The sequence below is a fragment of the Burkholderia sp. PU8-34 genome (assembly GCF_053427725.1).
The window spans coordinates 313864-337915 of the sequence record NZ_JBSAXC010000004.1 but is presented as its reverse complement, the minus strand read 5'-3'; the positions used below and the strand labels follow the sequence as shown (position 1 = coordinate 337915).

Sequence of the window (24052 nt, the reverse complement as noted above, 5' to 3'; positions counted from 1 at the left end):
GGCGCGCGTCAGCCCTCGTCGTCGTCGAGCTGCAGCTTCGCGGACGGCACGCCGGTATGCGCGCCCCAGTAGTAGATGACGAGCGCGACGAGCGCGACGACGACCGTGTCGTACGGATGCGCGAGCTGGCCCGTGCCGCCGAAGCCGCCGAAATACGACAGCACGATCATCGCGGCATAGAACGCGATCAGCCACGCGGACGAACGCACCTGTTCGGCGAGGCTCAGGTGCGCGGTCGGCACCCAGCGGCGGCACGCGAGATAGATCACGAACATCACGATCTGCAGCCCGAGCAGCCAGGACACGGTGCTCCAGCCCGACCAGTAGACGATCAGCGCGGCGATCACGAACGACGCGGGGCCGGTAATGCCGAATGCGCTCGCGCGGAACGGCCGCGGCAGGTCGGGCGCGGTGCGGCGCAGTGCTGCGACCGACACGGGCGCGACCGCATAGCTGAGCACCAGCGCGGCCGACACGATGTTGATCAGTGCTTCCCACGACGGGAACGGCAGCGTCCAGAAGATCGCGAGGCCGAAGGTGAGCCACAGGCCCGCGCGCGGAATGCCGGATGCTTTGTCGACGCGCGTGAACACCTTGAAGAACGTGCCCGTCTTCGCCCAGCCGTAGACGACACGCGGCGTCGCGTTCATGTAGATGTTGCCGCAGCCGCTCGGCGAGATCATCGCGTCGGCGACGACCATCACCGCGAGCCAGCCGACGCCGAGCGCGAGCGCGATGTCGCGGTACGGCAGCGTGAACGCCTTGCTGATGTCGTGCCAGCCGCCGGCGAGCATGTCGGTCGGGATGCTGCCGATGAACGCGAGCTGCAGCAGCACGTAGATCAGCGTCGACAGCAGGATCGACAGGATCAGCGCGATCGGGATCGTGCGCTGCGGATTGCGGACCTCGCTCGCGACCGACACGATCGGCGTGAGCCCGAGATACGCGAAGATGATGCCGCCCGCGGACACGGCCATCTCGATGCCCGGCATGCCGAATGGCGCGAAGCCGTGCACGGTCAGGTTCGCGGGCTTGAAGAACGTGAACAGCACCGCGATCACCGACAGCGGCACGACGAACTTGAAGATGCTGATGATGTTGTTCGCCTTCGCGAACGTCTTCACGCTCGAGTAGTTCAGGTAGAAGAAGAAACAGAGGAGGGCGGCCTGCACGAGCCAGCCGAGCGTGGTCGGGTCGCTCGACCCTTCCACCGTGAGCCCCGGAAACCACGCGGCCGCGTACTGGCGCGCGGCGACGACTTCGATCGCGATCAGGCTCGAAAAGGCGATCAGCGTGATGAAGCCCATCAGGTAGCCGAGCAGCGGGCCATGCGAGAACACCGGATAGCGCACGACGCCGCCCGCGCGCGGCAGCGCGGCGCCGAGCTCGCAGTAGACGATGCCGAGCAGCAGCACCGCGAAGCCGCCGAGCAGCCACGAGAAGATGCCGGCCGGGCCCGCGATCGTCGACACGTGACTTGCGGCGAACAGCCACCCCGACCCAAAGATGGCGCCGAGACCGATGAACGTGAGGTCGGTCAGCGACAGCTGTTTCTTGAACTTGCCGTGACCCGCGTCGGGGTGCGCGGAACGGGAAAGCGGCACGGACGGTTGTGCATTGCCTTGGCCTGGCATGGGCTTGTCTCCTATGGGAATGTCGGCACAGGCGGAAATCGCACCGCGCTCCGAGGAGCTGCGGCGCGTGCCTGCCGGCCGGCGGCGCCCGGTTCGAACGACCGGGGCGGGACGGGCGGCTCACTGCGTGCACGGTGGGCGGGGGACGGTGCACGGCCGGGTGGCAGGGGATTGACGCCCGGTCGATGCGGCGGCGCGCGCGCGTGAGTCTGCCCGGCCGGGCCGGACCGGGAATGGCGGCGGCGCGCGGCGGAATCGCCGTCGCGCCGCCGCAGGCGGCAAGTCGATCAGAGACCGACGTCCGGCAGCGTCGGGCGGTTCTCGAGCGCCTTCGCGACGATCGCCTTCACTTCCGCGAGCGTGTCGCCTTGCAGCGCGAGGCGCGGCGGGCGGGTAACCGCGCTGCCGCGGCCGACCAGCTCTTCGCACAGCTTGATGCACTGCACGAGGTCCGGGCGCGCGTCGAGGTGCAGCAGCGGCATGAACCAGCGGTACAGCGCGAGCGCTTCGTCGAAGCGCTTCTGCTTCGCGAGGCGGAACAGCGTCTCGCCTTCCTTCGGGAACGCGTTAGACATGCCCGACACCCAGCCTTCGGCGCCGACCGCGATGCTCTCGACCACGACGTCGTCGAGGCCCGCGAACAGCACGAAGCGGTCGCCGACCGCGTTGCGCAGGTCGATGAAGCGGCGCGTATCGCCCGACGAATCCTTGAAGCAGACGATGTTCTCGCAGTCCTGCAGCGCGATCAGCACGTCCGGCGTCACGTCGTTCTTGTAGATCGGCGGGTTGTTGTAGACCATCACCGGCAGGTCGGTGCTCGTCGCGACCGCGCGGAAGTGTGCGGCGGTCTCGTGCGGCTTCGCCGAATAAACGAGCGCGGGCATCACCATCACGCCGTCGACGCCGACGCGCTGCGCTTCACGCACGGTGTTGCGCGCGAACTCGGTCGTGAATTCGGCGATGCCGGCGATCACCGGCACCCTGCCGCCGGCCGCGTCGCGGGCCGCCTCGATCACCTGGAGCTTTTCCGACGTGGACAGCGACGTGTTCTCGCCGACCGTGCCGCAGACGACGAGGCCCGACACGCCGTCGTTCACCAGGTTCTTCACCACGCGGTGTGTGGCGTCGATGTCGAGGGAAAAGTCCGGCTTGAACTGGGTGCTGACGGCCGGGAAAACCCCGGTCCACTGAATGGCGTTTCGGCTCACTGAAATCTCCTACGTTTGTATCGGTCGGCCGACAGGGGCGTCGGTGTGGTGACCAGTATCGCCGCGCAAACGCCCGTCGCGCTTGAGTCGTTTCCCGGAGCAAAATGACGAAATCGGCACAGTCGTCGAAAGGTCCGCGGAAGGCGCCGCGCACTATGCCGATTTCGTCGTCGTCCTTATCGAAAACCCACAAGCGGGCGGACGCGCGACGGAGGAAGCTGTGCTCCTTTCCCCACTCTCGGACGACACAAGATGAAGCGCATCCAGATCATCGATTCGCATACGGGCGGCGAACCCACGCGGCTCGTCGTGTCCGGTTTTCCTGCGCTCGGCAGCGGCTCGATGGCCGAGCGGCGCGATGTGCTCGCACGTGAGCACGACCGCTACCGCACGGCCTGCATCCTCGAGCCGCGCGGCAGCGACGTGATGGTCGGCGCGCTGCTGTGCGAGCCGGTCGCGCCCGATGCGGCCGCCGGCGTGATCTTCTTCAACAACTCCGGCTATCTCGGCATGTGCGGACACGGCACGATCGGCGTCGTGCGCACGCTGCATCACATGGGGCGCATCCAGCCCGGCGTCCACAGGATCGAGACGCCGGTCGGCACCGTCGAGGCGACGCTGCACGACGACCTGTCGGTCAGCGTGCGCAACGTGCCCGCGTATCGCCATGCGAAGGACGTCGTCGTCGACGTGCCGGGCCACGGCCCCGTGAAGGGCGATATCGCGTGGGGCGGCAACTGGTTCTTCCTGATCAGCGACCACGGCCAGCGCGTCGCCGGCGACAACGTCGCGGCACTGACCGCGTATGCGTCCGCGGTGCGCGAGGGGCTCGAACGCGCGGGCGTCACCGGCGCGAACGGCGGCGAAATCGACCACATCGAGCTGTTCGCCGACGATCCCGAACACGACAGCCGCAGCTTCGTGCTGTGCCCGGGCCTCGCATACGACCGTTCGCCGTGCGGCACCGGCACGAGCGCGAAGCTCGCGTGCCTCGCCGCGGACGGCAAGCTCGCGCCGGGCGCCGTGTGGCGGCAGGCAAGCGTGATCGGCAGCGTGTTCCACGCGAGCTACGCGATAACCGAAGGCGGGATCGTGCCGACGATCCGCGGCAGCGCGCACCTGAGCGCGGAAGCGACGCTGCTGATCGAGGAAGACGATCCGTTCGCCTGGGGCATCGGGTCGTGAGCGACGTGCGGACCGACGTCATCGTGATCGGCGCCGGCATCGTCGGCGCGGCATGCGCGCACGAACTCGCGCAGCGCGGGCTGCGCGTGCTCGTGTTTGACGACGCGAGCGGCGGCGCGACCGGCGCGGGCATGGGGCACCTCGTCGCGATGGACGACAACGCCGCCGAGCTCGCGCTGAGCCATTACTCGATCGAACTGTGGCGCTCGCTGAGCGCGCAGATGCCGGACGGCTGCGCGTATCGCAACTGCGGCACGCTGTGGCTCGCGGCCGATGCGAACGAGATGGACCTCGCGCGCGCGAAGCAGGCGGCGCTCGCCGCGCATGGCGTGGCGGGAGAGCTGATCGGCGGCGCGGCGCTCGCCGCGCTCGAACCGATGCTGCGGCCCGGGCTCGGCGGCGCGCTGAAGATCCCCGGCGACGGCATCCTCTACGCGCCCGTGACCGCGAGCTGGCTGATTCAGCGTGCGCCGGGCATCACGTTGCGCCGCGATCGGGTGGTCGAGGTCGGCGGACCGCGCGTGAAGCTCGCGAACGGCGAAATGCTGCGCGCGGAGCGCGTGATCGTCGCGAACGGCGTCGCAGCACGGACGTTGCTGCCCGAACTGCCGCTGCGCCCGAAAAAAGGCCACCTGCTGATCACCGACCGTTATCCGGGGCGCGTATCTCACCAGCTCGTCGAACTCGGCTACGCGGCGAGCGCGCATGCGAGCGACGGCACGTCGGTCGCGTTCAACGTGCAGCCGCGGCCCACCGGCCAGCTTCTGATCGGCTCGTCGCGCCAGTTCGATACCGAAGACCCGCGTGTCGAGCCGCCCGTGCTCGCGCGCTTGCTGCGCCGCGCGGTCGGCTACCTGCCGGCGCTGGCCGACCTGAATGGTATCCGCGCGTGGACGGGTTTCCGTTCCGCGAGCCCGGACGGCCTGCCGCTGCTCGGCGAACATCCGTCGCGGCCGGGCGTGTGGCTCGCGGTCGGACACGAAGGGCTCGGCGTGACGACCGCGCCGGGCAGCGCGCGGCTCGTCGCCGCGCAGATGTTCGGCGAGCGGCCGCCGATCGACGCCGAACCGTATTTGCCGGGACGTTTCCTGTCGACGTCCCGGCCCCATGCAGCCGGAGTGCTCTCATGATCATTCATCTGGATGGCCGCGCGCTGACGGTGGCCGACGGGGTGACCGTTGCAGCCGCCGTCGCGTCGAGCGGCGACGACACGACGCGCATGTCGTGCACGGGCGCGCCGCGCGCGCCGTTTTGCGGAATGGGCATCTGCCAGGAGTGCAGGATGACGATCGACGGCCGGCGCCGGCTCGCGTGCCAGACGCTGTGCCGCGACGGGATGCAGGTGGAGCGCACGCGATGACACATGAACTTCTGAACGTCGACGTCGCGATCGTCGGCGCGGGCCCGGCCGGGCTGTCCGCCGCGCAGGCGGCGCTGCAAAGCGGCGCATCGGTCGCGATCGTCGACGACAATCCGCGCGCGGGCGGGCAGATATGGCGGCAGGGGCCGGGCGTCGCGCCGCCGCCGGCCGCCGCCGCGCGTTTGAAGGTGCTGGGGCATCAGAACGTCACGTATCTCGCGGCGACCCGCATCGTCGCCGAATCGCGCCCGGGCGTGCTGCTGCTGGAAGACGACGAACGCGGGATGCTGCTCGAGTACCTGACGCTGATCCTGTGCTGCGGCGCGCGCGAACTGCTGCTGCCGTTCCCCGGCTGGACGCTGCCGGGTGTCACCGGCGCGGGCGGGCTGCAGGCGCTGATCAAGCACGGCCTGGACGTGCGTGGACAACGCACCGTGATCGCCGGCAGCGGGCCGCTGCTGCTCGCGAGCGCCGCGACCGCGCGCGAGCGTGGCGCGCAGGTGCTGCACGTGCTCGAACAGGCGGCATGGCCGGACGTGCTCGGTTTCGGCGTGGGGCTGTGGCGCTGGCCGTCGAAACTCGTGCAGGCGGCGAAGCTGATGACGCCGGCCTATCGGGCGGATGCGCACGTCGTCGAGGCATTCGGCGACAAGCGGCTCGAAGGCGTGCGGATCCGGCAGCGCGGCCGCGAATTCGACGTCGACTGTGACCGGCTCGCGTGCGGCTTCGGTCTCGTGCCGAACACCGCGCTGCCGAGCCATCTCGGCTGCCGGATCGAGAACGGCGCGGTGGCGGTCGACGCACACCAGCGCACGAGCCGCGCCGGGCACTTCGCGGCCGGCGAATGCACGGGCGTCGGCGGCAGCGAGCTGGCGATGGTCGAAGGGGAAATCGCCGGGTGCGCGGCCACCGGGCAAACCGCGCGGCTCGCCGAACTGGCCGAGCGGCGCGCGCAGTGGCAGGCGTTCGCGGACGCGGTGCGGCAGCGCTTTGCGATCCGCGAGCCGGTCCGCAAGCTCGCGCGGCCCGATACGCTCGTCTGCCGCTGCGAGGATGTGCGCTACGACGCGCTTGCGAACGAGGCCGGCTGGACGGCCGCGAAACTGCAATCGCGCTGCGGGATGGGCGCGTGCCAGGGGCGCGTGTGCGGCGCGGCCGCGCAGGCACTGTTCGGCTGGACGCCGCCCGTGCCGCGTCCGCCGCTCGTGCCGGCGCGGGTGGGGACGTTGTTGCTGGATGGGACTTGCAACGATGGTTGACTGCGGCCCGGCGATGCCTGGTCGCCGGGCCTGAGGCATAGCGCCTCGGTTTTTTGCGCAGGGTGACCGGCGAGCGATTCGCCACGCTCGGGCGGCAGCCCTCGGTATGCCGCAGACCATTCCAGTCGGCCGTGACGACGTGGGTTCCTGCGCGGTCCCGGCAAAGGTCAGGGAACGGCCTTGTGCTTTCGCGGCGCACGTTTTGCTTTTGCGGCCGCTGGCTCCGCATCTGCACGCCTCTTTTGTGACGAGCGCCTGGAGACCTGAATACGACGCTCTTCCGCAAATGCTTCAGCACGTGAAGCGCGTTCGGCCGCCCACGCCGGATTGATCCGCGTGTCGACCTGACTGAAGGTGAAAGGCAGATCCACTTCTTCGGGTTGCCAGTCGGCGTCGATGGGCGCGCCGGTTCGACGATGCTTCATCGTCACGGCACCTTCAGCGTCCGGATCGAACCCGCAGTGCCGCATCCCCCACAAGCGGAGGCTCAGCATCACTCCGTCAAGCTCGCGCGTCTTGTCGGTGACGCAGTATGCGTACCGTTTGGGCCGTTCCTGATAGAGCTTTCGTTCAATGAGCCCGTTCTCCTCCATTGTTTGCAGGCGACGGGTCAGCAAATTGGGCGACATCCCTGTCTGCGCCTGGAGGCCGTCGAAGCGATCATTCCCCATTCTCAACTCGCGCAGGATCAGGATTGTCCAACGATCCGCAATGATGGCGGCCGCACGAGCGAGGGGGCAGAGCGTCTCGCTGGTGTTCTGTTGTTTCATTTGTGTCTCTCACGTGACCCGCCATTCTGAACCAGTCCGCTCTGCGAACCAAGATCGCCGGGATTCGTCCGTGGTGGCATTCGGCCTTTACAAACCATGTGACTTCAAATATTGTAGTCACCAACCAGAGACACCTGAGGGACGATCGAAATGGCAAACCAGTCCACCTCCGAGTTGACGTATGAGCCTGAACTGACGGGGCTACTCATCGTCGATCCCTACAACGACTTCCTGTCGGAGGGGGGCAAGCTCTACGAACTCTCCCGGTCGACCCTCAAGGCTAACAATGTCGTCGAGCATATGCGGCAGGTTCTCGCTGCTGCGCGAGCGGCCGGCGTGCAAGTTTTGATCGCGCCCCACCATCGTTGGCGGGAATGCGATCGGCACAACCACTGGAAGACGATACCCCCCATTGGGGCTGCCGCCGACAAGGGACAGGTATTCGCCGACGGGACTTGGGGCGGAAGTTTTCACCCCGATTTCGAACCGCGCCCCGGCGATGTCGTTGCACAAGAACATTGGCTCTCGAGCGGGTTCGCCAATACGGATCTTGACCTGCAGCTGAAGAAGCACGGCCTGCGCAAAGTGATCGTGATCGGCATGCGCGCCAACACATGCATCGAATCCACCGTTCGATTTGCGGCCGAACTCGGCTATGAAGTCACGCTGGTGAAAGATGCGATAGGCAGCTTCGGTCAAGCCGAAATGGAGGCCTCGCTGAAGTTCAACATGCCGGCTTACGCATGCGGAATCGTGTCGACTGACGAGATCGTCGCGAAGCTCTCGGCCTGACAATCACATGTCCGATGTTCGGCGGTGCCGGTAGCGAGGAATCGCCCAACCCGGCAGACGCATCGACGTCTGTTGCCAGCACACGCTCGACGCGCCAGTCACGCTTCCCGCATCTTCTCCCACCCGCCAGCCCGCGGCGCCGCACAGGCCCGCAGGCATTCGATCGCCGCCGCCACGGCCGCGCGATTCGCACTGTCCGGGTGCCAGTACATCGACACCGACCCGAAGCCCTCGAGCTGCATCGGCAGGATCCGGATCGCGTTGAGCTGCGCGAAGCGCCCGGCGGCGCGATGCGACGCGACGCCGAGCAGGTCGGTGTTGTTCAGCAGCGTGAGATTGAGGATCGACGAATTCGATTCGACGCAGTGCGGCGGCAGCGTGCGACCGGCCGCCGCCAGCGCGGCTTCGAGGGCGTTGGCGACCGGCGTGCCGGGCGGCCAGACGATCCATGAATACGCGAGCACGTCGTCCCAGCCGAGCGCCGTCGCGCCGGCCAGCGGATGATCGGGCCGCGCGACGAAATCGATCGGTTCCACGTACAGCGTTTCCGCCCGCAACTGCGGATCGGCGGGCTCGGGGCCGGACCGGCCGACGACGATGTCGAGCTCGCCGCGCGCCAGCTGAGGCATCAGCTGGAGCATCGTGCTTTCGGTCAGCCGCACCTGTGCGCGCGGCATCCGCTTCAGCAACTGCGAGACCGCGAGCGGCACCGTGTCCGCAGCGGCGACCCCCGACGTGCCGATCGCCACGAGGCCGCTGCCGCCTTCGCGCAGCGCTTCCATGTCGTCGCGCGCGACGTCGAGATGCGCTTCGATCCGCCGCGCGTGTTCGATCAGTGCTTCGCCGTAACGCGTGGGTCGCAACCCGCGCGCATGCCGCTCGAACAGCGGCAGCCCGATGTCTTCCTCCAGCTCCTTCAGCCATTTCGACAGCGCCGGCTGCGTCGTCGCGAGCGCAGCCGCCGACTGGCTCAGGTTGCCGGTGCTTGCAAGGCTCAGCAGCACCTGCAGATGGCGCAGCCGCAGCCGGTTAGTCCAGTCCATTGCCCACCCCTCGTATCGCCAAGGTATATCTAAAAAAGTATGAATTAGATGATTTTGCCATTTTACGAGGTATATCTGCGTCGCATATAAATCTTCTAACGGGTCGATGACAACGACCGAGATGTGACCGTAGCGCCGATCCCCGTCGGCCGAATCAAACTTTGTATGGGACCCGAGTCAGCGCTGAAGCGCCTACTCGGGCCGATAGGAGACACCATGTCCAGACAAGCCCCGGACGCCTCGCGGGTTGCCTATTACGCACGGATTGCCGAGCAGCGCCTGACGCCGCTGTGGGAATCGCTGCACAACCTCGTGCCGAAGACGCCGCAGCCGGCCGCGCTGCCGGCGATCTGGAAATATGCGCAGGTGCGCGACCTCGTGATGCAGGCGGGGGACGTGATCAGCGCGGAAGAGGCGGTGCGCCGCGTGCTGGTGCTCGAGAACCCCGGGCTGGCGGGCAAGTCGAGCATGACGCCGAGCCTTTATGCGGGCCTGCAGCTGATCCTGCCCGGCGAGATCGCGCCGAGCCACCGCCATACGCAGTCGGCGCTGCGCTTCATCGTCGAGGGCAAGGGCGCGTGGACCGCGGTGAACGGCGAGCGCACGACGATGCATCCGGGCGATTTCATCATCACGCCGTCGTGGACGTGGCACGACCACGGCAATCCTTCCGTGGAGGAAGGCGGCGAGCCCGTCGTGTGGCTCGACGGCCTCGACATTCCGCTCGTCGCGAGCCTCGACGCGGGCTTCGCGGAGAACTATCCGGAAGCGACGCAGCCGGTCGAGCGTCCGGAAGGCGACAGCTTCGCGCGCTTCGGCCACAACATGCTGCCGGTGCGGCACCGCGTGACCGACCCGACGTCGCCGGTCTTCAGCTATCCGTACGCGCGCACCCGCGAAGCGCTCGACGCGCTGTACCGCAACGGCGAGCTCGATGCATGGGACGGCGTGAAGCTGCGCTACGTGAACCCGGCGACGGGCGGCTGGCCGATGCCGACCATCGCGACCTTCATGCAGTTCCTGCCGGCCGGCTTCGACGGCCGCACGTACCGCAGCACCGACGCGACGATCTACTGCGTCGTCGAAGGCCGCGGCACCGCGCACGTCGGCAACGAGACGTTCGCGTTCGAGCCGCACGACATCTTCGTCGCGCCGTCGTGGGCGCCGGTGCGGCTGGCCGCGCAATCGGACTGCGTGCTGTTCAGCTATTCCGACCGGCCCGTACTGTCAGCGCTGAACCTGTTGCGCGAAGCGCGCGACTGACGCCGCCGGCATTCCGATTCCCTTCTTCCCGCGCGCCTTCAACCCGGCGCGCGATCCTGTTCATCCTGCTGGAGCCGTATCCATCATGTCTTTCGTCTTTCCGCCCGAAGCACCGATCGCACTCTCCGTCGCCGGCAGCGACGCGCAATTCGCGGTGCGCCGCGTCTACTGCGTCGGCCGCAACTACGCCGCCCATGCGCGCGAAATGGGCTTCGATCCCGATCGCGAGCCGCCGTTCTTCTTCTGCAAGCCGGCCGACTCGGTCGTGCCGGTCGCCTATGGCGAGACGCTCGACCTTGCGTATCCGTCGCAGACGCAGAACTACCACTACGAGGCCGAACTCGTCGCGGTAATCGGCAAAGGCGGTTCGGACATCCCGGTCGAGCAGGCACTGGAACACGTATGGGGCTACGCGGTCGGCCTCGACATGACGCGGCGCGACCTGCAGATGAAGATGCGCGAGATGGGCCGGCCGTGGGAAATCGGCAAGGCGTTCGACCGGTCCGCGCCGATCGGGCCCGTGCATCCGGCGAGCGCCGTCGGTCACTTCGAGCAGGGCGGCCTGTGGCTGACCGTGAACGGCGAGACAAAGCAGAAGAGCGACGTGTCGCACCTGATCTGGTCGGTCGCGGAGACGGTCGCCGACCTGTCGAAGTTCTTCCGCCTCGAGCCGGGCGACGTGATCTTCACCGGCACGCCGGAAGGCGTCGGCGCGGTGCGCTCGGGCGACGTGATGCAGGTTGGCGTCGAGCGTCTCGGCGAACTGACCGCGCGCGTGGTCTGACGCGAGGGACGCATCATGCAGCTGCACAGCTTCTTCAACAGCTCGACGTCGTATCGGGTGCGTATCGCGCTCGCGTTGAAGGGCCTCGCGTACGACACGCTGCCCGTCAACATCCGCGTCGGCGAGCAGCGCGCGCCGGACTACGTCGCAAACGTGAATGCATCGGCGTCGGTGCCGGCGCTCGTTTACGGCGAATTCCGGCTCGGCCAGTCGCTCGCGATCCTCGACTATCTCGACCAGCTTCATCCGGAGCCGCGGCTGATTCCGCTCGAGCCGCAGCGGCGCGCGCGCGTGCTGGAACTCGCGATGCTGATCGCGTGCGACATCCACCCGGTCAACAACCTGCGCGTGCTGCGCTATCTGGACAGCGAGCTGAAGGTCACACCGCAGCAGAAGACCGCGTGGTATCGCCACTGGATCGCGGAAGGGATGGCGGGCGTCGAGCGCTTGCTCGAACGCGCGGACAGCGGCCCGTGGTGCTTCGGCGACACACCGACGCTCGCCGACGTGTGTCTCGTGCCGCAGGTCGCGAACGCGCTGCGGATGGACTGCGACCTCGGCGCCTATCCGCGCAGTCTCGCGGTGGTCGAGCATGCGCTGCGGCATCCCGCATTCGACGCTGCGCAACCGCAGCGGCAACCCGACTACATCGCTTGATGCAGACGCAAGGCATGGGGCCGGAGCAAGCGCTGAAGCGCTAAATCCGGCCGACCGCGAAGCAAGGGCGGAAGCAAGCGCTGAAGCGCTAAATCCGGCCGACCGTGAAGCAAGGGCGGGAGCAAGCGCTGAAGCGCTGGTCCACGCCGACCGCGAAGCAAGGGCCCGGAGCAAGTGCTGACGCGCCAGCTCAGGCCGAAATTGGAGACAGACATGAACGAAACACAGACAACGGGCCGGCGCGTGCTCGTGATCGGCGGCGGCATCGGCGGGCTCGCGACCGCGCTCGCGCTCGCGCGCCAGGGCATCCACGTGAAGCTGCTGGAGCAGGCCGCGCAGATCGGCGAGATCGGCGCGGGCATCCAGCTCGCCGCGAACGCGTTCAACGCGCTCGACGCGCTGGGCGTCGGCGAAACGGCGCGCAGCCGCGCGGTGTTCACCGACCATCTGCAACTGATGGATGCGATCGATGCGAAGGAGATCGTCCGCATCGACACGGGCGCCGCGTATCGCGCGCGCTTCGGCAATCCGTATGCGGTGATTCACCGCGCGGACATCCACCTGTCGATCTACGAGGCGGTCAAGGATCATCCGCTGATCCAGTTCCGCACCGATACGCAGGTGTGCGCGTTCGAGCAGGATGCGCAAGGCGTGACCGTCACCGACCAGCGCGGCGAGCGCTATCGCGCGGACGCCGTAATCGGCTGCGACGGCGTGAAATCGGTGATCCGGCAGGCGCTGGTCGGCGATGCGCATCACGTGACGGGGCACGTCGTCTACCGCGCGGTGGTCGACGTCGAGAACATGCCGAAGGACCTGCAGATCAACGCGCCGGTCGTCTGGGCCGGCCCGCATTGCCATCTCGTCCACTATCCGTTGCGCGGCGGGCGCCAGTACAACCTCGTCGTCACGTTCCACAGCCGCGAGCAGGAGGAGTGGGGCGTGCGCGAAGGCAGCAAGGCGGAAGTGCTGTCGTACTTCGACGGCATTCATCCGCTGCCACACCAGATGCTCGACCGGCCGACGTCGTGGAAGCGCTGGGCGACCGCCGATCGCGATCCGGTCGAGCGCTGGAGCGTCGGCCGCGCGACGGTGCTCGGCGATGCCGCGCATCCGATGACGCAGTACCTCGCGCAGGGCGCGTGCCAGGCGCTCGAGGATGCGGTGACGCTCGGCGCGGCCGTGAAGGAGACCGACGGCGATTTCGAAGCGGCGTTCGCGCTGTACGAACGCGTGCGGATTCCGCGCACCGCACGCGTGCTGTATTCGGCGCGCGAGATGGGCCGGATCTATCACGCGAAGGGCGTCGAGCGGCAGGTGCGCAATGCGCTGTGGGTCGGACGCACGCAGGACCGGTTCTACGACGCGCTCGAATGGCTGCACGGCTGGCGTGCCGAGGATTGCCTGAAGGCTGCCGCGTGACCTGACACTCAACCCGGCGGCGCGCGTACCCAAGACACGACATGCCACGACATGTCACGACAGGCGCCCGCCCACATGGAGGAGACACCATCATGGCCGTTACGCCATCCATCGACGTGACCGGCTGGATCGACCGGCAGCGCATTTCGCCGTTCCAGGCCACGATCGTCGTGCTGTGCTTTCTGATCGTTGCGATCGACGGCTTCGACACCGCATCGATCGGCTTCATCGCGCCGGTCATCCGCGCCGAATGGAATCTGTCGCCGGCGCAGCTCGCGCCGGTGTTCGGCGCGGGGCTCGCCGGCCTGATGGCCGGTGCGCTCGTGTTCGGCCCGTTCGGCGACCGGTTCGGACGCAAGCGGCTGCTGCTCGCATGCGTGGCCTGCTTCGGTATCGCAAGCGCCGCGTCGGCGGGCGCGGGCAACCTGCACGAGCTGATCGCGTGGCGCTTCGTGACCGGCCTCGGGCTCGGCGGTGCAATGCCGAACGCGATCACGCTGACGTCCGAATACTGTCCGGCGCGCCGTCGCTCGCTGCTCGTGACGACGATGTTCTGCGGCTTCACGATCGGCTCCGCGCTGGGCGGGCTCGCGGCCGCGGCGCTGATCGAGCGCGACGGCTGGCGCGCGGTGTTCGTCGTCGGCGGCGCCGCGCCGCTGCTGCTCGTGCCGGTGCTCGCGTGGCGGCTGCCGGAATCGGTGCGCTATCTGGTCAACGCGGGCCGGGATGCGTCTCAGGTCGCGGCACTGCTCGCGCGTATCGCGCCGGACGATTCGCTCGCGCGCGCATCGTTCATCGCGCCGCGCGGGAAGCCTGCGGGGTCGCCGCTCGGCCGCCTGTTCGGCCCGGACCTGCTGCGCGGCACGCTGCTGTTGTGGCTGACGTTCTTCATGAGCCTGCTCGTCATCTACCTGCTGTCGAGCTGGCTGCCGACGCTGCTGCGCACGACCGGCGCGACGCTGCAGACGGCCGCGCGCGTGACCGCGATGTTCCAGGTCGGCGGCACGCTCGGTGCGATCGTGCTCGGCTGGCTGATGGACCGCTTCGATCCGCATCGCGTGCTCGCGTGCAGCTACGCGGCGGCCGGCGTATTCGTCGCGGCGATCGGCACGCTTGCCGCGACACCGTGGGGCGCCGCGCTGGCGGTGTTCGCGGCCGGCTTCTGCGTGTCCGGGTCGCAGGTCGGCGCGAACGCGCTGTCCGCGGCGTTCTATCCGACCGAATGCCGGACCACGGGCGTGAGCTGGGCGAACGGAATCGGGCGCGGCGGCTCGGTCGTCGGGTCGATGGCCGGTGGGGCGATGCTGTCGATGGGGCTGTCGCTGCCGACCGCGTTCGCGATCGTCGCGGTGCCTTGCGTCGCTGCCGCGATGGCCGTGTTTGCGCTCGGTACGGTGCGGATGGCTGCGACCGCCTCGGGCAGCGACGCAATCGTGCACGGGATGGTGAGCGACGAAGCCTGAGGAGCGGGGCGGGGGCGGCTGCCGTGACACAGGGCGGCCGCGATGCGTTCTGGAAGCGGGACTCGATTGCCAACGATATATAAAAATATATAATGTCAGATAGTAGATTGTTCAGGGACCTCGATGAACTCCGATTCTTCCTCCGCATTTCCCGCTCCCGAGCAGATGCGCGCCGCGGCCGAGTCCGCCTGCGCGCTGCTGAAGGTCCTGTCGAATCCTGACCGGCTGCTGCTGCTGTGCGAGCTGTCTCAAGGCGAACGCTGCGTGAGCGATCTCGAGGCGCGGCTCGACATCCGCCAGCCGACGCTGTCGCAGCAGCTCGGCGTGCTGCGGGATCACACACTGGTTCGCACCCGCCGCGACGGCAAGAATATCCATTACTCGCTCGACAGTCCGGCCGCGATCGCGGTGATGGCGGTGCTTTACGAGCAATTCTGCGGCCCGGCTGCGAAGGGGAAACGCGATGCAGATGCAGCTTGATATGGCTCATTTCACGCCGTGGCTGTCGCTCGCGGGCGGCGTGCTGATCGGGCTCGCGGCCGCATGGTTCGTGGCGTTCAACGGACGCGTGGCCGGGATCAGCGGCATCGTCGGCGGCTTGCTTGCACCCCGCCCGGACGGGCGCGACTGGCGGCTGGCGTTTGTCGCCGGGCTGATCGTTGCGCCGGTCGGGTTGCGCGTGGCCGGAAGCGGGGCGATGCCGCAGGTCGACGCGAGCTGGCCCGTCGTCATCGCGGCTGGCCTGCTGGTCGGGATCGGCACGCGCTACGCGGGCGGATGCACGAGCGGCCACGGCGTGTGCGGGTTGTCGCGCGGGTCGATGCGCTCGCTGGTCGCGACGGCGACGTTCATGGCCTTCGGGTTCCTGACCGTGTTCGTGCAGCGGCACGTGCTGGGAGGCTGACATGACCGCATGGTTCGCATTTTTCGCGGGGCTGGTGTTCGGCGGCGGGCTCGTCGTGTCGGGCATGTCCAATCCGCAGAAAGTCCTCGGGTTTCTCGATGTCGCGGGAAGCTGGGATCCGTCGCTCGCGTTCGTGATGGCGGGCGCGACGGGCGTGGGCGTGCTTGCGTTTGCGTGGGCGAAACGCCGCACGCGGTCATGGCTCGGCCTGCCGATGCAGCTGCCGACCGCGCGCGGGATTACCGTGCGGCTCGTGGCCGGAAGCGCGGCGTTCGGTGTCGGCTGGGGGCTGGCGGGGTTCTGTCCGGGGCCGGCGATCGTGGCGATCGGGTTCGGATCGATCAAGGGCATCGGGTTCGTCGCCGCGATGCTGGCGGGAATGGCCGCGTTCGAGTGGATCGAACGGCGTCGCGCCGCGCGGTGACGGGCCGGCCGTGAGGCTCGCCGTAATGCCGGCCGCGAAGCCAGCCGCTAAGCCAGCCGGCTAAGTCAGCCGCTAAGCCAGCCGGCTAAGTCAGCCGCAAGGCGAGCCGCGATGCCGGCCGCGAACCCAGCCGCATAACCGGCCGCATAACCGGCCGAAAGCGGCAGGCGCCGAGTTGCGGGCGTCAGGATGCCGCTGCCCGCCAGCGCTGCACGCGTGCACGCCACGCATCGATCACGCCGCGCCATCCGGGGCGGGGCGCCGGCGCCATGATTGCCGCAACGGCCCCCGCATTGGCCCCCGCATGACTCGCCCCCGCGCCGGCGGCCGCGAGCGACGCAAGGCCGGCCGACTCGATCGTCAGGCAGTCGCCGGCGTCGAGCACCTTGCGCACGTAGTGCGGTGCGTCCGGCAGCCAGTCGAGCCCGCCGTGCCTGAGCGTGACGGCGAGCGCGCCGTCGAGCACGATCACCTGGCTGCCCTTGTCGAACCACGCGATGTGGCTTTGGCCGGCGTCGAGCCGGATGTTTCGAGTTCGCATGGCGATTCCTTTCCCGGTTGCCTGCCTCGCGCCGTGCGAGACAATCGCATGCCGACAGGTTAGGGATGCCGGCCCGGGCGCGACAGATTCAGGGGCCGGGAATCTGTTGCGGTGCAGATGGGCGATTCGCGCCGCTGTATCGGTCAGTTTTCTCAGGTTCTGTATCTGGCACGCGCACACCCGCGCAGGCACGATGGCCCGCATGACGCCTTCCCACGACGAATCCCGCCGGCATCTGCCGATGCTCGGCGAACCGCTTTACGAGCGGCTCGCCGAGCATTACCGCCACATCATCGCCGCCGGCACGCTTGCGCCCGGCGACCGGATGCCGTCGGTGCGCGCGGTGATGGAGCAGCACGGTGTCAGCCTGTCGACGGCGATCCAGACCTTCCGGCGGCTCGAGGACACCGGCTGGTGCGACGCGAAGCCACGGTCCGGCTACTTCGTTCGTCGCCGGGCGGGGGCCGCAATCGAAACGCTGCGTGACAGCGACGCGCCGCCGCCGATGTCGGTCGAGCCGCCGTTCGCCGGGCTGCACGAGCGCGTGTCGCGCGTGATCGATCGCGGCAATGCCGCGCCCGATGCGCTGAATCTGGGCGGCGCGTCGGCGTCGTCGGCGCTGTATCCGACGGCACGCCTGCAGGCGCTCGCGATCCGCCAGCTGCGGCACAAGCCGACGTTGCTGACCGACGCCGGGCCCGTTGGCGGCTCTGCCGAATTCCGGCACGCGATGGCGAAGCGCGCACTGTCGTTCGGCGTGGCGGTGTCGCCGGACGACGTGATGTCGACGAGCGGCGGCGTCGACGCGATGAACCTCGCACTGCGCGCGGTCGCCCGGCCGGGCGACACGATCGCGATCGAATCCCCGGCATTCTTCGGGCTCATCCAGTTGCTCGAAAGCCTCGGCCTGCGCGCGCTCGAAATCCCCGCGAACCCGACGACCGGGATGTCGATCGAGGCGCTCGAAGTGGCGCTGTCCGCGTATCCGGACATCAAGGCGGTCGTCGTCGTGCCGAACCTGCAGAATCCGCTCGGCAGCGTGATGCCCGATGACAGCAAGGCCGCGCTCGTCGCGCTGTGCGCGAATCGCGGCGTGGCCGTGATCGAGGACGAGCCGTACCGCGAGCTCGTCGAGGCGCCGCAGTGCGTGAAACCCGCCAAGGCATGGGACCGCGACGGCACCGTGATTTACTGCCCGTCATTCAACAAGGTGCTGGCTTGCGCCCGGCGCGATCTTTTCCAACACCGACCGCTTCGATGCGTTCATCCGGCTCGGCTGTACGCGCGTGTTCGATGCCGAGCTCGAAGCGGCATTCGAGACCCTCGGACGGCTCGTGCGCGACGCAGCGGGCGCCTAGACGGCCCGCCGTCGCGCCGGTTGTGCCGTTGACGCCGCGCTAGCGGCCGGCCGTGTGCGCGGCGAGGTGCTGACGGATCAACGACAGGTAGCGATCACCGACCGAGAAATCGCGCGCGACCCGCGGCCGGCGCGCATGAAGGAGCGTGGCCGGCGGGTTCATGCCCAGATATCGACACACGGCGGATGGATAGGGCTTGCGGGTGTGCCCGAGCTGCCGCGCCGCGCGTTCGACGCGGGCATCGCCGACCTGGGCGCGTAGCCACGCCAGCACTTGGCGATCAGTGTCGTTGACGATCCGGACCAGATGTTCCATCGCGCACCTCACTGTTCATAAATACAGTACTGTAAATATAACCAGTATTGTGGGCGGCAGCAAGCGGACGGCACGGCCGTTGGCCATTCGGACAGGGGTCAGCGCGCCGGCGCGCGGGCGGCTGCCCCGCCGGTGGCGCCGGCTGCGGCGTAGCGCGCGTCGGTCAGCGTGCCGAGGAACGCGACGATGTCGTCGATCTCCGCGTCGGTCAGCGCGGGCGGCGTGCCGGGGCGGCGGTTCATCGGCGTCGAGTTGACGTTGATGTTGCCGCGGTACACGGGCGGCACGTCGTCGAACGTTGTGGCGCCGTGATACCAGTGCTGCGGATCGGTCGAGCGCGTGTTGTAGAACGCGACCGCATCGCGCAGCGACGCGAACACGCCGTTGTGCATGAACGTCTGCTTCACGGCGACATTGCGCAAGCCTGGCGTACGCAGGTAGCCGCACCACTGGTCCGGCTCGGGCCAGCGCAGCCGGCGCGCGGTGTCGCACAGGCCGTTGTCGAAGTGGCGCGGGTCGCGATTGGCCGGCAGTGTGCGATTGCGCGGCACGGCGATCGCGTCGTAGCCGAAATCGGTAAACAATGAACGCTCCGGGCGGCTCGAAGTGTCGGACAGCGTATGGCAACTCATGCAGTTGCCCTTGTCCGGATTCTTGAACAGCGCGAGCCCGCGCATTTCGTGCGGGCTGAGCGGTGCGCGGCTGCGCAGGTACGCATCGAAGCGGGACGTGAACGGCGCCATCTCGTCGCTCTGCAGATACGCTTCGACCGACGCGCCGAGCGCACGCACCAGCAGTTCGGGATCGCGCCGCACACGGTCGCCGAAGCGCGCGGCGAGCGCTGACGCGAGTTCGGTCGCATCGATCTTGCGCAGCAGCGCGGCCGGCGACCGGTTGTTCATCTCGTTCGGATCGAACAGCGGCCCGCGGATCTGCTCGGCGAGCGTGTCCGCGCGGCCGTCGCTGAACAGCCCGCCGAACGGCGACGGCGCGGGCGCGTCGTCGTCCTGGTAGAAGTGGCGGCGGGGCACGTACCGTACGTACAGCAGCGACGGTGCGTTGCGCTGGCTGAAGCGTCCGGGCCGGCTGCCTTCCGGTACGCCCGGGCCGGCCAGCGCGGTCGCGGACAGCGTCGGCGCGAACGCGCGGCCAGGATCGTGGCAGCCCGCGCACGACATGCCGCCCGGCTCGGACAGACGCGGGTCGAAGAAAATCCGGCGGCCGAGCGCGACGAGCGTCGGATCGGGCGCGAAGCGCGCGGTCGCCGCATCGACCTTGGCCGTGACTTGCGGCGTGCCGTTGCCGATCGTGCCGACGACGCGCGCAGGCGGCGCGCCGGGCAGCAGGATCGTGTCGGACGCGGCTGCGGCGGCCGGAAGCGGGGCGGTGGCGGTGACGGCGGCGATCACGGCTGCAGCCGATACCGAGCCGATCATGCGGGCGGCGCGATACGGTTTCGGCGTCCCGGCAGCCACGAGGTGCGGTGTGCGGGCCGGGGGATGCGCGATGCCCGACCGGTCGATTTCGCGCCGCGCGGCGTTCGCTTCCGCCGTGCCGCCGCGCGATGCGCCGACGCCACCCGCCGATCGCGCGGCACGGCCATCCCGTCGAACAAGGCCGCTCACGGCGCGATGAACCCCGTCTTGTCGCACGCGAGCGTCGTACCCGACTGGTTGCATGACGCGAGCAGCTTGCCGGCGGCCGAATACGCGTGGAACACCCAGCCCGTCGCGGGCGTCGCGCGGCGCTCCATGATCAGGAAACCGAAGCTGTTGTTGTGCGACAGCCGGTCGATGACCGCGCCGGGCGCGGGCGTGAGACCGGCCGGGAACGGGTCGGGCAGCGCGACGTCGAGGTTGTCGCCGCCGTTGCCCGACACGATCGTCGCCGGGTGGCCGGACGCGAAGTTGATCGCCTGGAAGTCGTGCACGTGGCCGTGCAGCGCGACGTGCACGCCGGGCGGGTAGTACGCCTGCGCGTTGAGGCTCGACATCACCGACTGCAGCGCGAGGTTGCCCGGCGCGGGCGTGCTGCCCGGGATCGGCGCGAACGCGAGGATCGGGTGGTGGTTCGTGAAGATCGTCGTCGTCATGCCGGCCTTCGACGCGAGCGCGGCCACCGTCTGGAACTGCTTCTGATAGATCTGGAATTGCGTGTCGGTCGTCTTCAGCGCGGTGCGGCCGACCTTCGCGGTGTCGAACACGATCACCTGCGAGCCGCCGCCGAGCGATACCGTATACGGTTCCGAATAGTTCGCGTTGCCGTCGTTGGCCGGATCGTTGCACGAACGCGCGTCGCTGTAGGGGCGCGGATCGAGGAAGCGGAACCAGCCCTGGCCGCCGCGCGCGCATTCCTCGTGGTTGCCGCGCACGAAGACCCACGGCGCCTTCGCGAAGAGCGGCGCGGCCGGGCGGAACAGGTCGGCCTGCCACGTATCCCAGCCGTAGCCCCACGGGCTGTCCTTGCAGCCGGCGATGTCGGGCGGGCACGCGTTCTCGCGGTAGTGATAGTCGCCGACGTGCAGCACGAGATCCGGCGACAGCTTCGCGACGCTTGCGGCGATCGTCTCGAACGGCCATACCGATGCGTCGTTGCACGCCTGCCATGCGTTGTCGGCCTTCTTCATCCGGCAGCCCGTGTCGGCGATGATCGCGATGCGCTGCGGCAGCGCCTTCGGCAGCGGCAGCGTGCGGCCCGCGACGCTCGCGCTCTGCGCGCCTGCCGGCAGCGTCGCCTCGCACACCGAGACCGGAAAGCTCGACGGCTTCGAATCGGCCGGGTCGCTGGCGGTCGGGCGCAGCGGCACCGTGCCGGCACCCACGCGCAGCGTCATCCGCGACACCTTGCCGTCGACGGCGAGCTGCGGGCACGGCGGGTCGCCGGCCGACGCGGGCGTGTAGTTCGTAATCACGCGGGCAAGCGGCTGGTTTGCATCGCCGATTTCGACCCATGCGGCCTGGACGTTGATCGCGGCGCTGGCCGGGTCGGCGGGCGAATCGATGTGGTTCGAGCAGGCGGACAGCATCGCGAGGGCTGCGATCGCCGCGAGCGAGGCAACACGCGCAGGCACGGCGCGCAGGGAGAGTCGTCGCATGATGGTCACCGTTGAAAAGGCGTCAACATACGCAACGCCAATGTAAGAAATTTGAAAAAGAAACGGCAGGTGCGTCGCGATGCGGGGCGCCGTCGACGCATTGTCCGCGATTCGGCTCGCGGGATTTCGCGGTGGGTACAGTCGGGTCGATGGAAGGGCCTGCCCGATGACGGTGTACCGCATCGCACGACTTGTCGCGCGACCGCTTGACCTCAAGCCGGCTTGAAGTCGCACACTGGCGAATCGCCTCCCGAGGGCAAACACAAGGAAACGAACATGAACCACACACCGTCAGCCAACGTCGAGCAGGCCGCACTCTGGAATGGTCCGTCGGGCCGCGCCTGGGTGGATACGCAGGCGGCGCTCGACACGATGTTCCGGCCATTCGCCGAGACGCTTGTCGAAACGGCCGCCGCCACGTCGGCGCGGCACGTGCTCGATGTCGGCTGCGGCACGGGCGCCGTCACGGTGGCCATTGCGCGGCGTCTTGGCGCGGATGGCCGCTGCACCGGGATCGACGTGTCGGCGCCGATGCTCGATGCGGCGCGCTCGCGCGCCGAACGCGACGGCGTGCACGCCGACTTCATCCGCGCGGACGTGCAGACGCATGCGTTTGCCGCCGCGCAGTTCGACCTGATCGTGTCGCGCCTCGGCGTGATGTTCTTCGACGATCCGGTTCGCGCGTTCTCGAACCTGCGGGGTGCGGCGGCCGACGGCGCAGGCTTGTGCGTGATCGCGTGGCGCAGCGGGGCGGAAAACCCGTTCATGACGACCGCCGAGCGGGTCGCGGCGCCGCTGCTGCCGAATCTGCCGCAGCGCAAGCCGGGCGCGCCCGGGCAGTTTGCATTCGGCGACCGGGAGCGGATCGCGGCGATCCTCGACGCGAGCGGCTGGACTGGTGTCGACATCCGGCCGATCGATGTGTCGTGCGTGCTGCCCGCGTCCGCATTGAGCGACTATGTGTCGCGGCTTGGACCTGTCGGCCTCGCTTTGCAAGAGGTCGACGACGCAACGCGCGTGCGTGTGGTCGAAACCGTCTGCGCCGCGTTCGAGCCATACGTACACGGCGACGAAGTGCGTTTCGAAGCGGCGTGCTGGATGATCGGCGCGCGAAAGTGAGTTACGAAACGGCGGATGTGCCGGCGGCAATCCGGCCTGGCCAATGAGCAGACGTCAACGCTCCCGCCGCGCGCGCAGCATCAGCCACGCACATCCCGCCGTGACCATCGCGAGCCCGGCGAGCACCGCTTCGACGCCGAGTGCGAAGCCGCCCGGAATTGCCACGGAATCCGGTTCGGGCGACTGCCCGGTGAACATCGCGCCGGCGCCGCCGATCAGCAGCACCGCGCAGATGCACCAATAGGCCTTGCCGCGCCGCCCGGCCGCCCATATCCGCCACAGCGCGAGGCCCAGCCCCGCGAGATACAGCAGCGCGAAGGTGCCGAGCGCGATCGTGTCGCCGACGAGATCGTGCGACACGCCGCTCATCGCGCGCCTCCGAGCAGCATGCGACCGGCCGCGTCTGTCAAAGGAAAATCCGCCGTCATTTCGCCTCCGTCGCGTGTCCGGGCGCGCGGCTCAGCAGGTGCGTGCGCGCGTCGGCCGCGAGCGACGGCAGGACGGCCTGCGGCTTGAACGTCGTGCGGGGCGAGGGGCGGGAGTCTGTCATGGTCGGCATCGGATTGTGGGCGCAACGAAATGCAACGCCGCCCGCCAGCGCGCGTCGGACCCCGGTGCGGCGGGTTCGTCGAGTGTACCCCGGTGGAGGAACTGCAACGAGAGTCGTGCAGAGGTCAGTCTGACGAATTGCAAGGTTGGCGGGCGGCGAGGGAAACCAGGCGGGCGTTTGGGCATGAAATGGCGTTGCATTCGGTCGATTTTTTTGCAACGCGGCGCAGTCAATTTCGAACTTGTCCAATTGACGCTCGTTTCGGCAGCCCATTAAATTGCAAGGGTGCGGCAGTCGTCGGACGGACGAAACCGAAATCGACGAGACCGACACATGTCATTATTTGAGGATTGCGTAACATGCGTGAATTGAAGGTATCCGAAGCAATGCGAATTTCTGGCGCCGGCCTGGTGATCGGCGGCGACATCAGCGGCAACGTCGGTACGGGCGGGAATGGCGGTGCTTCCATCGGGACCGGCATCGGCATTGGCCAGGGCGCCAACGTGTCGATCAACGGTCGGCCGGTTTCTCCCACGAGTCCGAGCAGCAACGGCGTTGGGTTGATCGTCGGGAGTTCCGGGTTCGACGTTTCGAAATTCATCAACTCGTTTTTCAAGTTCAATTTCAATTTCAAGTTCTGATTCCGGTGCGTTGAACCCGGAATTCAAATGAACAGACAGACGTATCTTGAGGGCAGCGATTCGCTGCCCTTTTTTTCGACTTGCGCGATGTTCGACGCTTGGTTTGATGCGACGCCGCAACCCGTGTGAGGAAGCGTGGGCGTGATGCGCGGGCGCCGGCCGGCGATGCGCCGTCGGAACCATGCGTGCCGGCGGCGCACCCGGGAAATCCCTCGGGTGAGTGAAAATTTATTTTTTCTTACGTTTTGATTGTGTAAATTGATTTT

At 68.2% G+C, this 24052-nt stretch carries 25 protein-coding genes and 1 pseudogene; 16 read left to right on the top strand and 10 right to left on the bottom strand.

Features of this window, described 5'->3' with window-relative positions; translation table 11 throughout:
- Nucleotides 1-8: 8 nt before the first annotated feature.
- Both ACV22Z_RS12900 and ACV22Z_RS12895 read right to left on the bottom strand, forming a co-directional pair.
- Nucleotides 9-1634 (bottom strand): APC family permease, encoded by a 1626-nt coding sequence (locus ACV22Z_RS12900; protein WP_448076679.1) that lies wholly within the window; start codon nt 1632-1634, stop codon nt 9-11.
- 287 nt (nt 1635-1921) lie between these two features.
- Nucleotides 1922-2842, bottom strand: a complete 921-nt coding sequence (locus ACV22Z_RS12895; RefSeq protein ID WP_448076678.1) for a dihydrodipicolinate synthase family protein — start codon at nt 2840-2842, stop codon at nt 1922-1924.
- A 252-nt stretch (nt 2843-3094) separates the two neighbouring features.
- On the opposite strand from ACV22Z_RS12895, the gene ACV22Z_RS12890 reads away from it, so the two are divergent.
- From ACV22Z_RS12890 to ACV22Z_RS12875, 4 genes are read left to right on the top strand one after another with little or no spacing between them, the layout of a single operon-like run.
- Nucleotides 3095-4027, top strand: coding sequence for a 4-hydroxyproline epimerase (locus ACV22Z_RS12890; RefSeq protein ID WP_448076677.1), 933 nt, complete (start codon nt 3095-3097; stop codon nt 4025-4027).
- Nucleotides 4024-5157, top strand: coding sequence for an NAD(P)/FAD-dependent oxidoreductase (locus tag ACV22Z_RS12885; protein WP_448076676.1), 1134 nt, complete (start codon nt 4024-4026; stop codon nt 5155-5157). Before ACV22Z_RS12890 ends, ACV22Z_RS12885 begins: the two co-directional genes overlap by 4 nt.
- Nucleotides 5154-5387 (top strand): (2Fe-2S)-binding protein, encoded by a 234-nt coding sequence (locus ACV22Z_RS12880; RefSeq protein ID WP_448076675.1) that lies wholly within the window; start codon nt 5154-5156, stop codon nt 5385-5387. Before ACV22Z_RS12885 ends, ACV22Z_RS12880 begins: the two co-directional genes overlap by 4 nt.
- Entirely contained in the window at nt 5384-6646 is a 1263-nt protein-coding gene (locus tag ACV22Z_RS12875) for an FAD-dependent oxidoreductase (RefSeq protein WP_448076674.1), read from the top strand. The genes ACV22Z_RS12880 and ACV22Z_RS12875 overlap by 4 nt, the downstream gene beginning before the upstream one ends.
- A 167-nt stretch (nt 6647-6813) precedes the next feature.
- On the opposite strand, the gene ACV22Z_RS12870 is transcribed toward ACV22Z_RS12875, so the two are convergent.
- Nucleotides 6814-7416 (bottom strand): winged helix-turn-helix transcriptional regulator, encoded by a 603-nt coding sequence (locus tag ACV22Z_RS12870; protein WP_448076673.1) that lies wholly within the window; start codon nt 7414-7416, stop codon nt 6814-6816.
- 150 nt (nt 7417-7566) lie between these two features.
- On the opposite strand from ACV22Z_RS12870, the gene ACV22Z_RS12865 reads away from it, so the two are divergent.
- A complete protein-coding gene (locus tag ACV22Z_RS12865; RefSeq protein WP_448076672.1) occupies nt 7567-8208 on the top strand; it encodes an isochorismatase family cysteine hydrolase in 642 nt (213 codons plus the stop codon).
- 98 nt (nt 8209-8306) lie between these two features.
- Here the strand turns inward: ACV22Z_RS12865 and ACV22Z_RS12860 are convergent, their stop codons facing one another.
- Nucleotides 8307-9251: a LysR substrate-binding domain-containing protein gene (locus ACV22Z_RS12860; RefSeq protein ID WP_448076671.1), complete on the bottom strand. Its 945-nt coding sequence runs from the start codon at nt 9249-9251 to the stop codon at nt 8307-8309.
- Nucleotides 9252-9467: 216 nt separating this feature from the next.
- On the opposite strand from ACV22Z_RS12860, the gene gtdA reads away from it, so the two are divergent.
- The 8 genes from gtdA to ACV22Z_RS12820 all read left to right on the top strand — a co-directional run bounded on the left by gtdA (nt 9468) and on the right by ACV22Z_RS12820 (nt 16168).
- Nucleotides 9468-10514, top strand: coding sequence for a gentisate 1,2-dioxygenase (gtdA, locus tag ACV22Z_RS12855; protein ID WP_448076670.1), 1047 nt, complete (start codon nt 9468-9470; stop codon nt 10512-10514).
- Between the two features lie 85 nt (nt 10515-10599).
- Entirely contained in the window at nt 10600-11298 is a 699-nt protein-coding gene (locus ACV22Z_RS12850) for a fumarylacetoacetate hydrolase family protein (RefSeq protein WP_448076669.1), read from the top strand.
- Nucleotides 11299-11313: 15 nt separating this feature from the next.
- Nucleotides 11314-11955 (top strand): maleylacetoacetate isomerase, encoded by a 642-nt coding sequence (maiA, locus tag ACV22Z_RS12845; RefSeq protein ID WP_448076668.1) that lies wholly within the window; start codon nt 11314-11316, stop codon nt 11953-11955.
- A gap of 213 nt (nt 11956-12168) precedes the next feature.
- A complete protein-coding gene (locus tag ACV22Z_RS12840) occupies nt 12169-13377 on the top strand; it encodes a 3-hydroxybenzoate 6-monooxygenase (RefSeq protein ID WP_448076667.1) in 1209 nt (402 codons plus the stop codon).
- A gap of 92 nt (nt 13378-13469) precedes the next feature.
- Nucleotides 13470-14840 carry an MFS transporter gene (locus ACV22Z_RS12835; RefSeq protein WP_448076666.1) on the top strand — a complete coding sequence of 457 codons (1371 nt, stop codon included), beginning with the start codon at nt 13470-13472 and terminating at the stop codon, nt 14838-14840.
- A gap of 123 nt (nt 14841-14963) precedes the next feature.
- Nucleotides 14964-15320 (top strand): ArsR/SmtB family transcription factor, encoded by a 357-nt coding sequence (locus ACV22Z_RS12830; protein ID WP_448076665.1) that lies wholly within the window; start codon nt 14964-14966, stop codon nt 15318-15320.
- The gene (locus ACV22Z_RS12825) at nt 15310-15744 is read left to right on the top strand and encodes a YeeE/YedE family protein (protein ID WP_448076888.1); all 435 of its coding nucleotides are present in this window, start codon (nt 15310-15312) and stop codon (nt 15742-15744) included. The genes ACV22Z_RS12830 and ACV22Z_RS12825 overlap by 11 nt, the downstream gene beginning before the upstream one ends.
- A gap of 1 nt (nt 15745) precedes the next feature.
- The gene (locus ACV22Z_RS12820; protein WP_448076664.1) at nt 15746-16168 is read left to right on the top strand and encodes a DUF6691 family protein; all 423 of its coding nucleotides are present in this window, start codon (nt 15746-15748) and stop codon (nt 16166-16168) included.
- A gap of 184 nt (nt 16169-16352) precedes the next feature.
- Here the strand turns inward: ACV22Z_RS12820 and ACV22Z_RS12815 are convergent, their stop codons facing one another.
- Nucleotides 16353-16709: a hypothetical protein gene (locus ACV22Z_RS12815; protein ID WP_448076663.1), complete on the bottom strand. Its 357-nt coding sequence runs from the start codon at nt 16707-16709 to the stop codon at nt 16353-16355.
- A 202-nt stretch (nt 16710-16911) separates the two neighbouring features.
- Between ACV22Z_RS12815 and ACV22Z_RS12810 the strand changes: the two are divergent.
- Nucleotides 16912-18067 (top strand): annotated as a pseudogene (locus tag ACV22Z_RS12810) (aminotransferase-like domain-containing protein).
- A gap of 39 nt (nt 18068-18106) precedes the next feature.
- Here the strand turns inward: ACV22Z_RS12810 and ACV22Z_RS12805 are convergent.
- From ACV22Z_RS12805 to ACV22Z_RS12795, 3 genes are all read right to left on the bottom strand, one after another.
- Complete coding sequence (locus ACV22Z_RS12805) at nt 18107-18382, bottom strand: hypothetical protein (RefSeq protein ID WP_448076662.1); 276 nt, start codon at nt 18380-18382, stop codon at nt 18107-18109.
- Between the two features lie 98 nt (nt 18383-18480).
- Nucleotides 18481-20061: a cytochrome-c peroxidase gene (locus ACV22Z_RS12800; protein WP_448076661.1), complete on the bottom strand. Its 1581-nt coding sequence runs from the start codon at nt 20059-20061 to the stop codon at nt 18481-18483.
- Complete coding sequence (locus tag ACV22Z_RS12795; protein WP_448076660.1) at nt 20004-21476, bottom strand: metallophosphoesterase family protein; 1473 nt, start codon at nt 21474-21476, stop codon at nt 20004-20006. The genes ACV22Z_RS12800 and ACV22Z_RS12795 overlap by 58 nt, the downstream gene beginning before the upstream one ends.
- Nucleotides 21477-21752: 276 nt before the next feature.
- Here ACV22Z_RS12795 and ACV22Z_RS12790 point away from each other — a divergent pair, with 276 nt between their 5' ends.
- Entirely contained in the window at nt 21753-22595 is an 843-nt protein-coding gene (locus ACV22Z_RS12790; protein WP_448076659.1) for a class I SAM-dependent methyltransferase, read from the top strand.
- Nucleotides 22596-22649: 54 nt separating this feature from the next.
- On the opposite strand, the gene ACV22Z_RS12785 is transcribed toward ACV22Z_RS12790, so the two are convergent.
- Both ACV22Z_RS12785 and ACV22Z_RS12780 read right to left on the bottom strand, forming a co-directional pair.
- Nucleotides 22650-22964, bottom strand: a complete 315-nt coding sequence (locus tag ACV22Z_RS12785; protein WP_448076658.1) for a hypothetical protein — start codon at nt 22962-22964, stop codon at nt 22650-22652.
- Between the two features lie 55 nt (nt 22965-23019).
- Nucleotides 23020-23145 (bottom strand): hypothetical protein, encoded by a 126-nt coding sequence (locus ACV22Z_RS12780; RefSeq protein WP_448076898.1) that lies wholly within the window; start codon nt 23143-23145, stop codon nt 23020-23022.
- Between the two features lie 359 nt (nt 23146-23504).
- On the opposite strand from ACV22Z_RS12780, the gene ACV22Z_RS12775 reads away from it, so the two are divergent.
- On the top strand, nt 23505-23786 hold the full coding sequence (locus ACV22Z_RS12775) for a hypothetical protein (protein ID WP_448076657.1): 282 nt from the start codon (nt 23505-23507) through the stop codon (nt 23784-23786).
- The last annotated feature ends 266 nt before the right edge of the window (nt 23787-24052 follow it).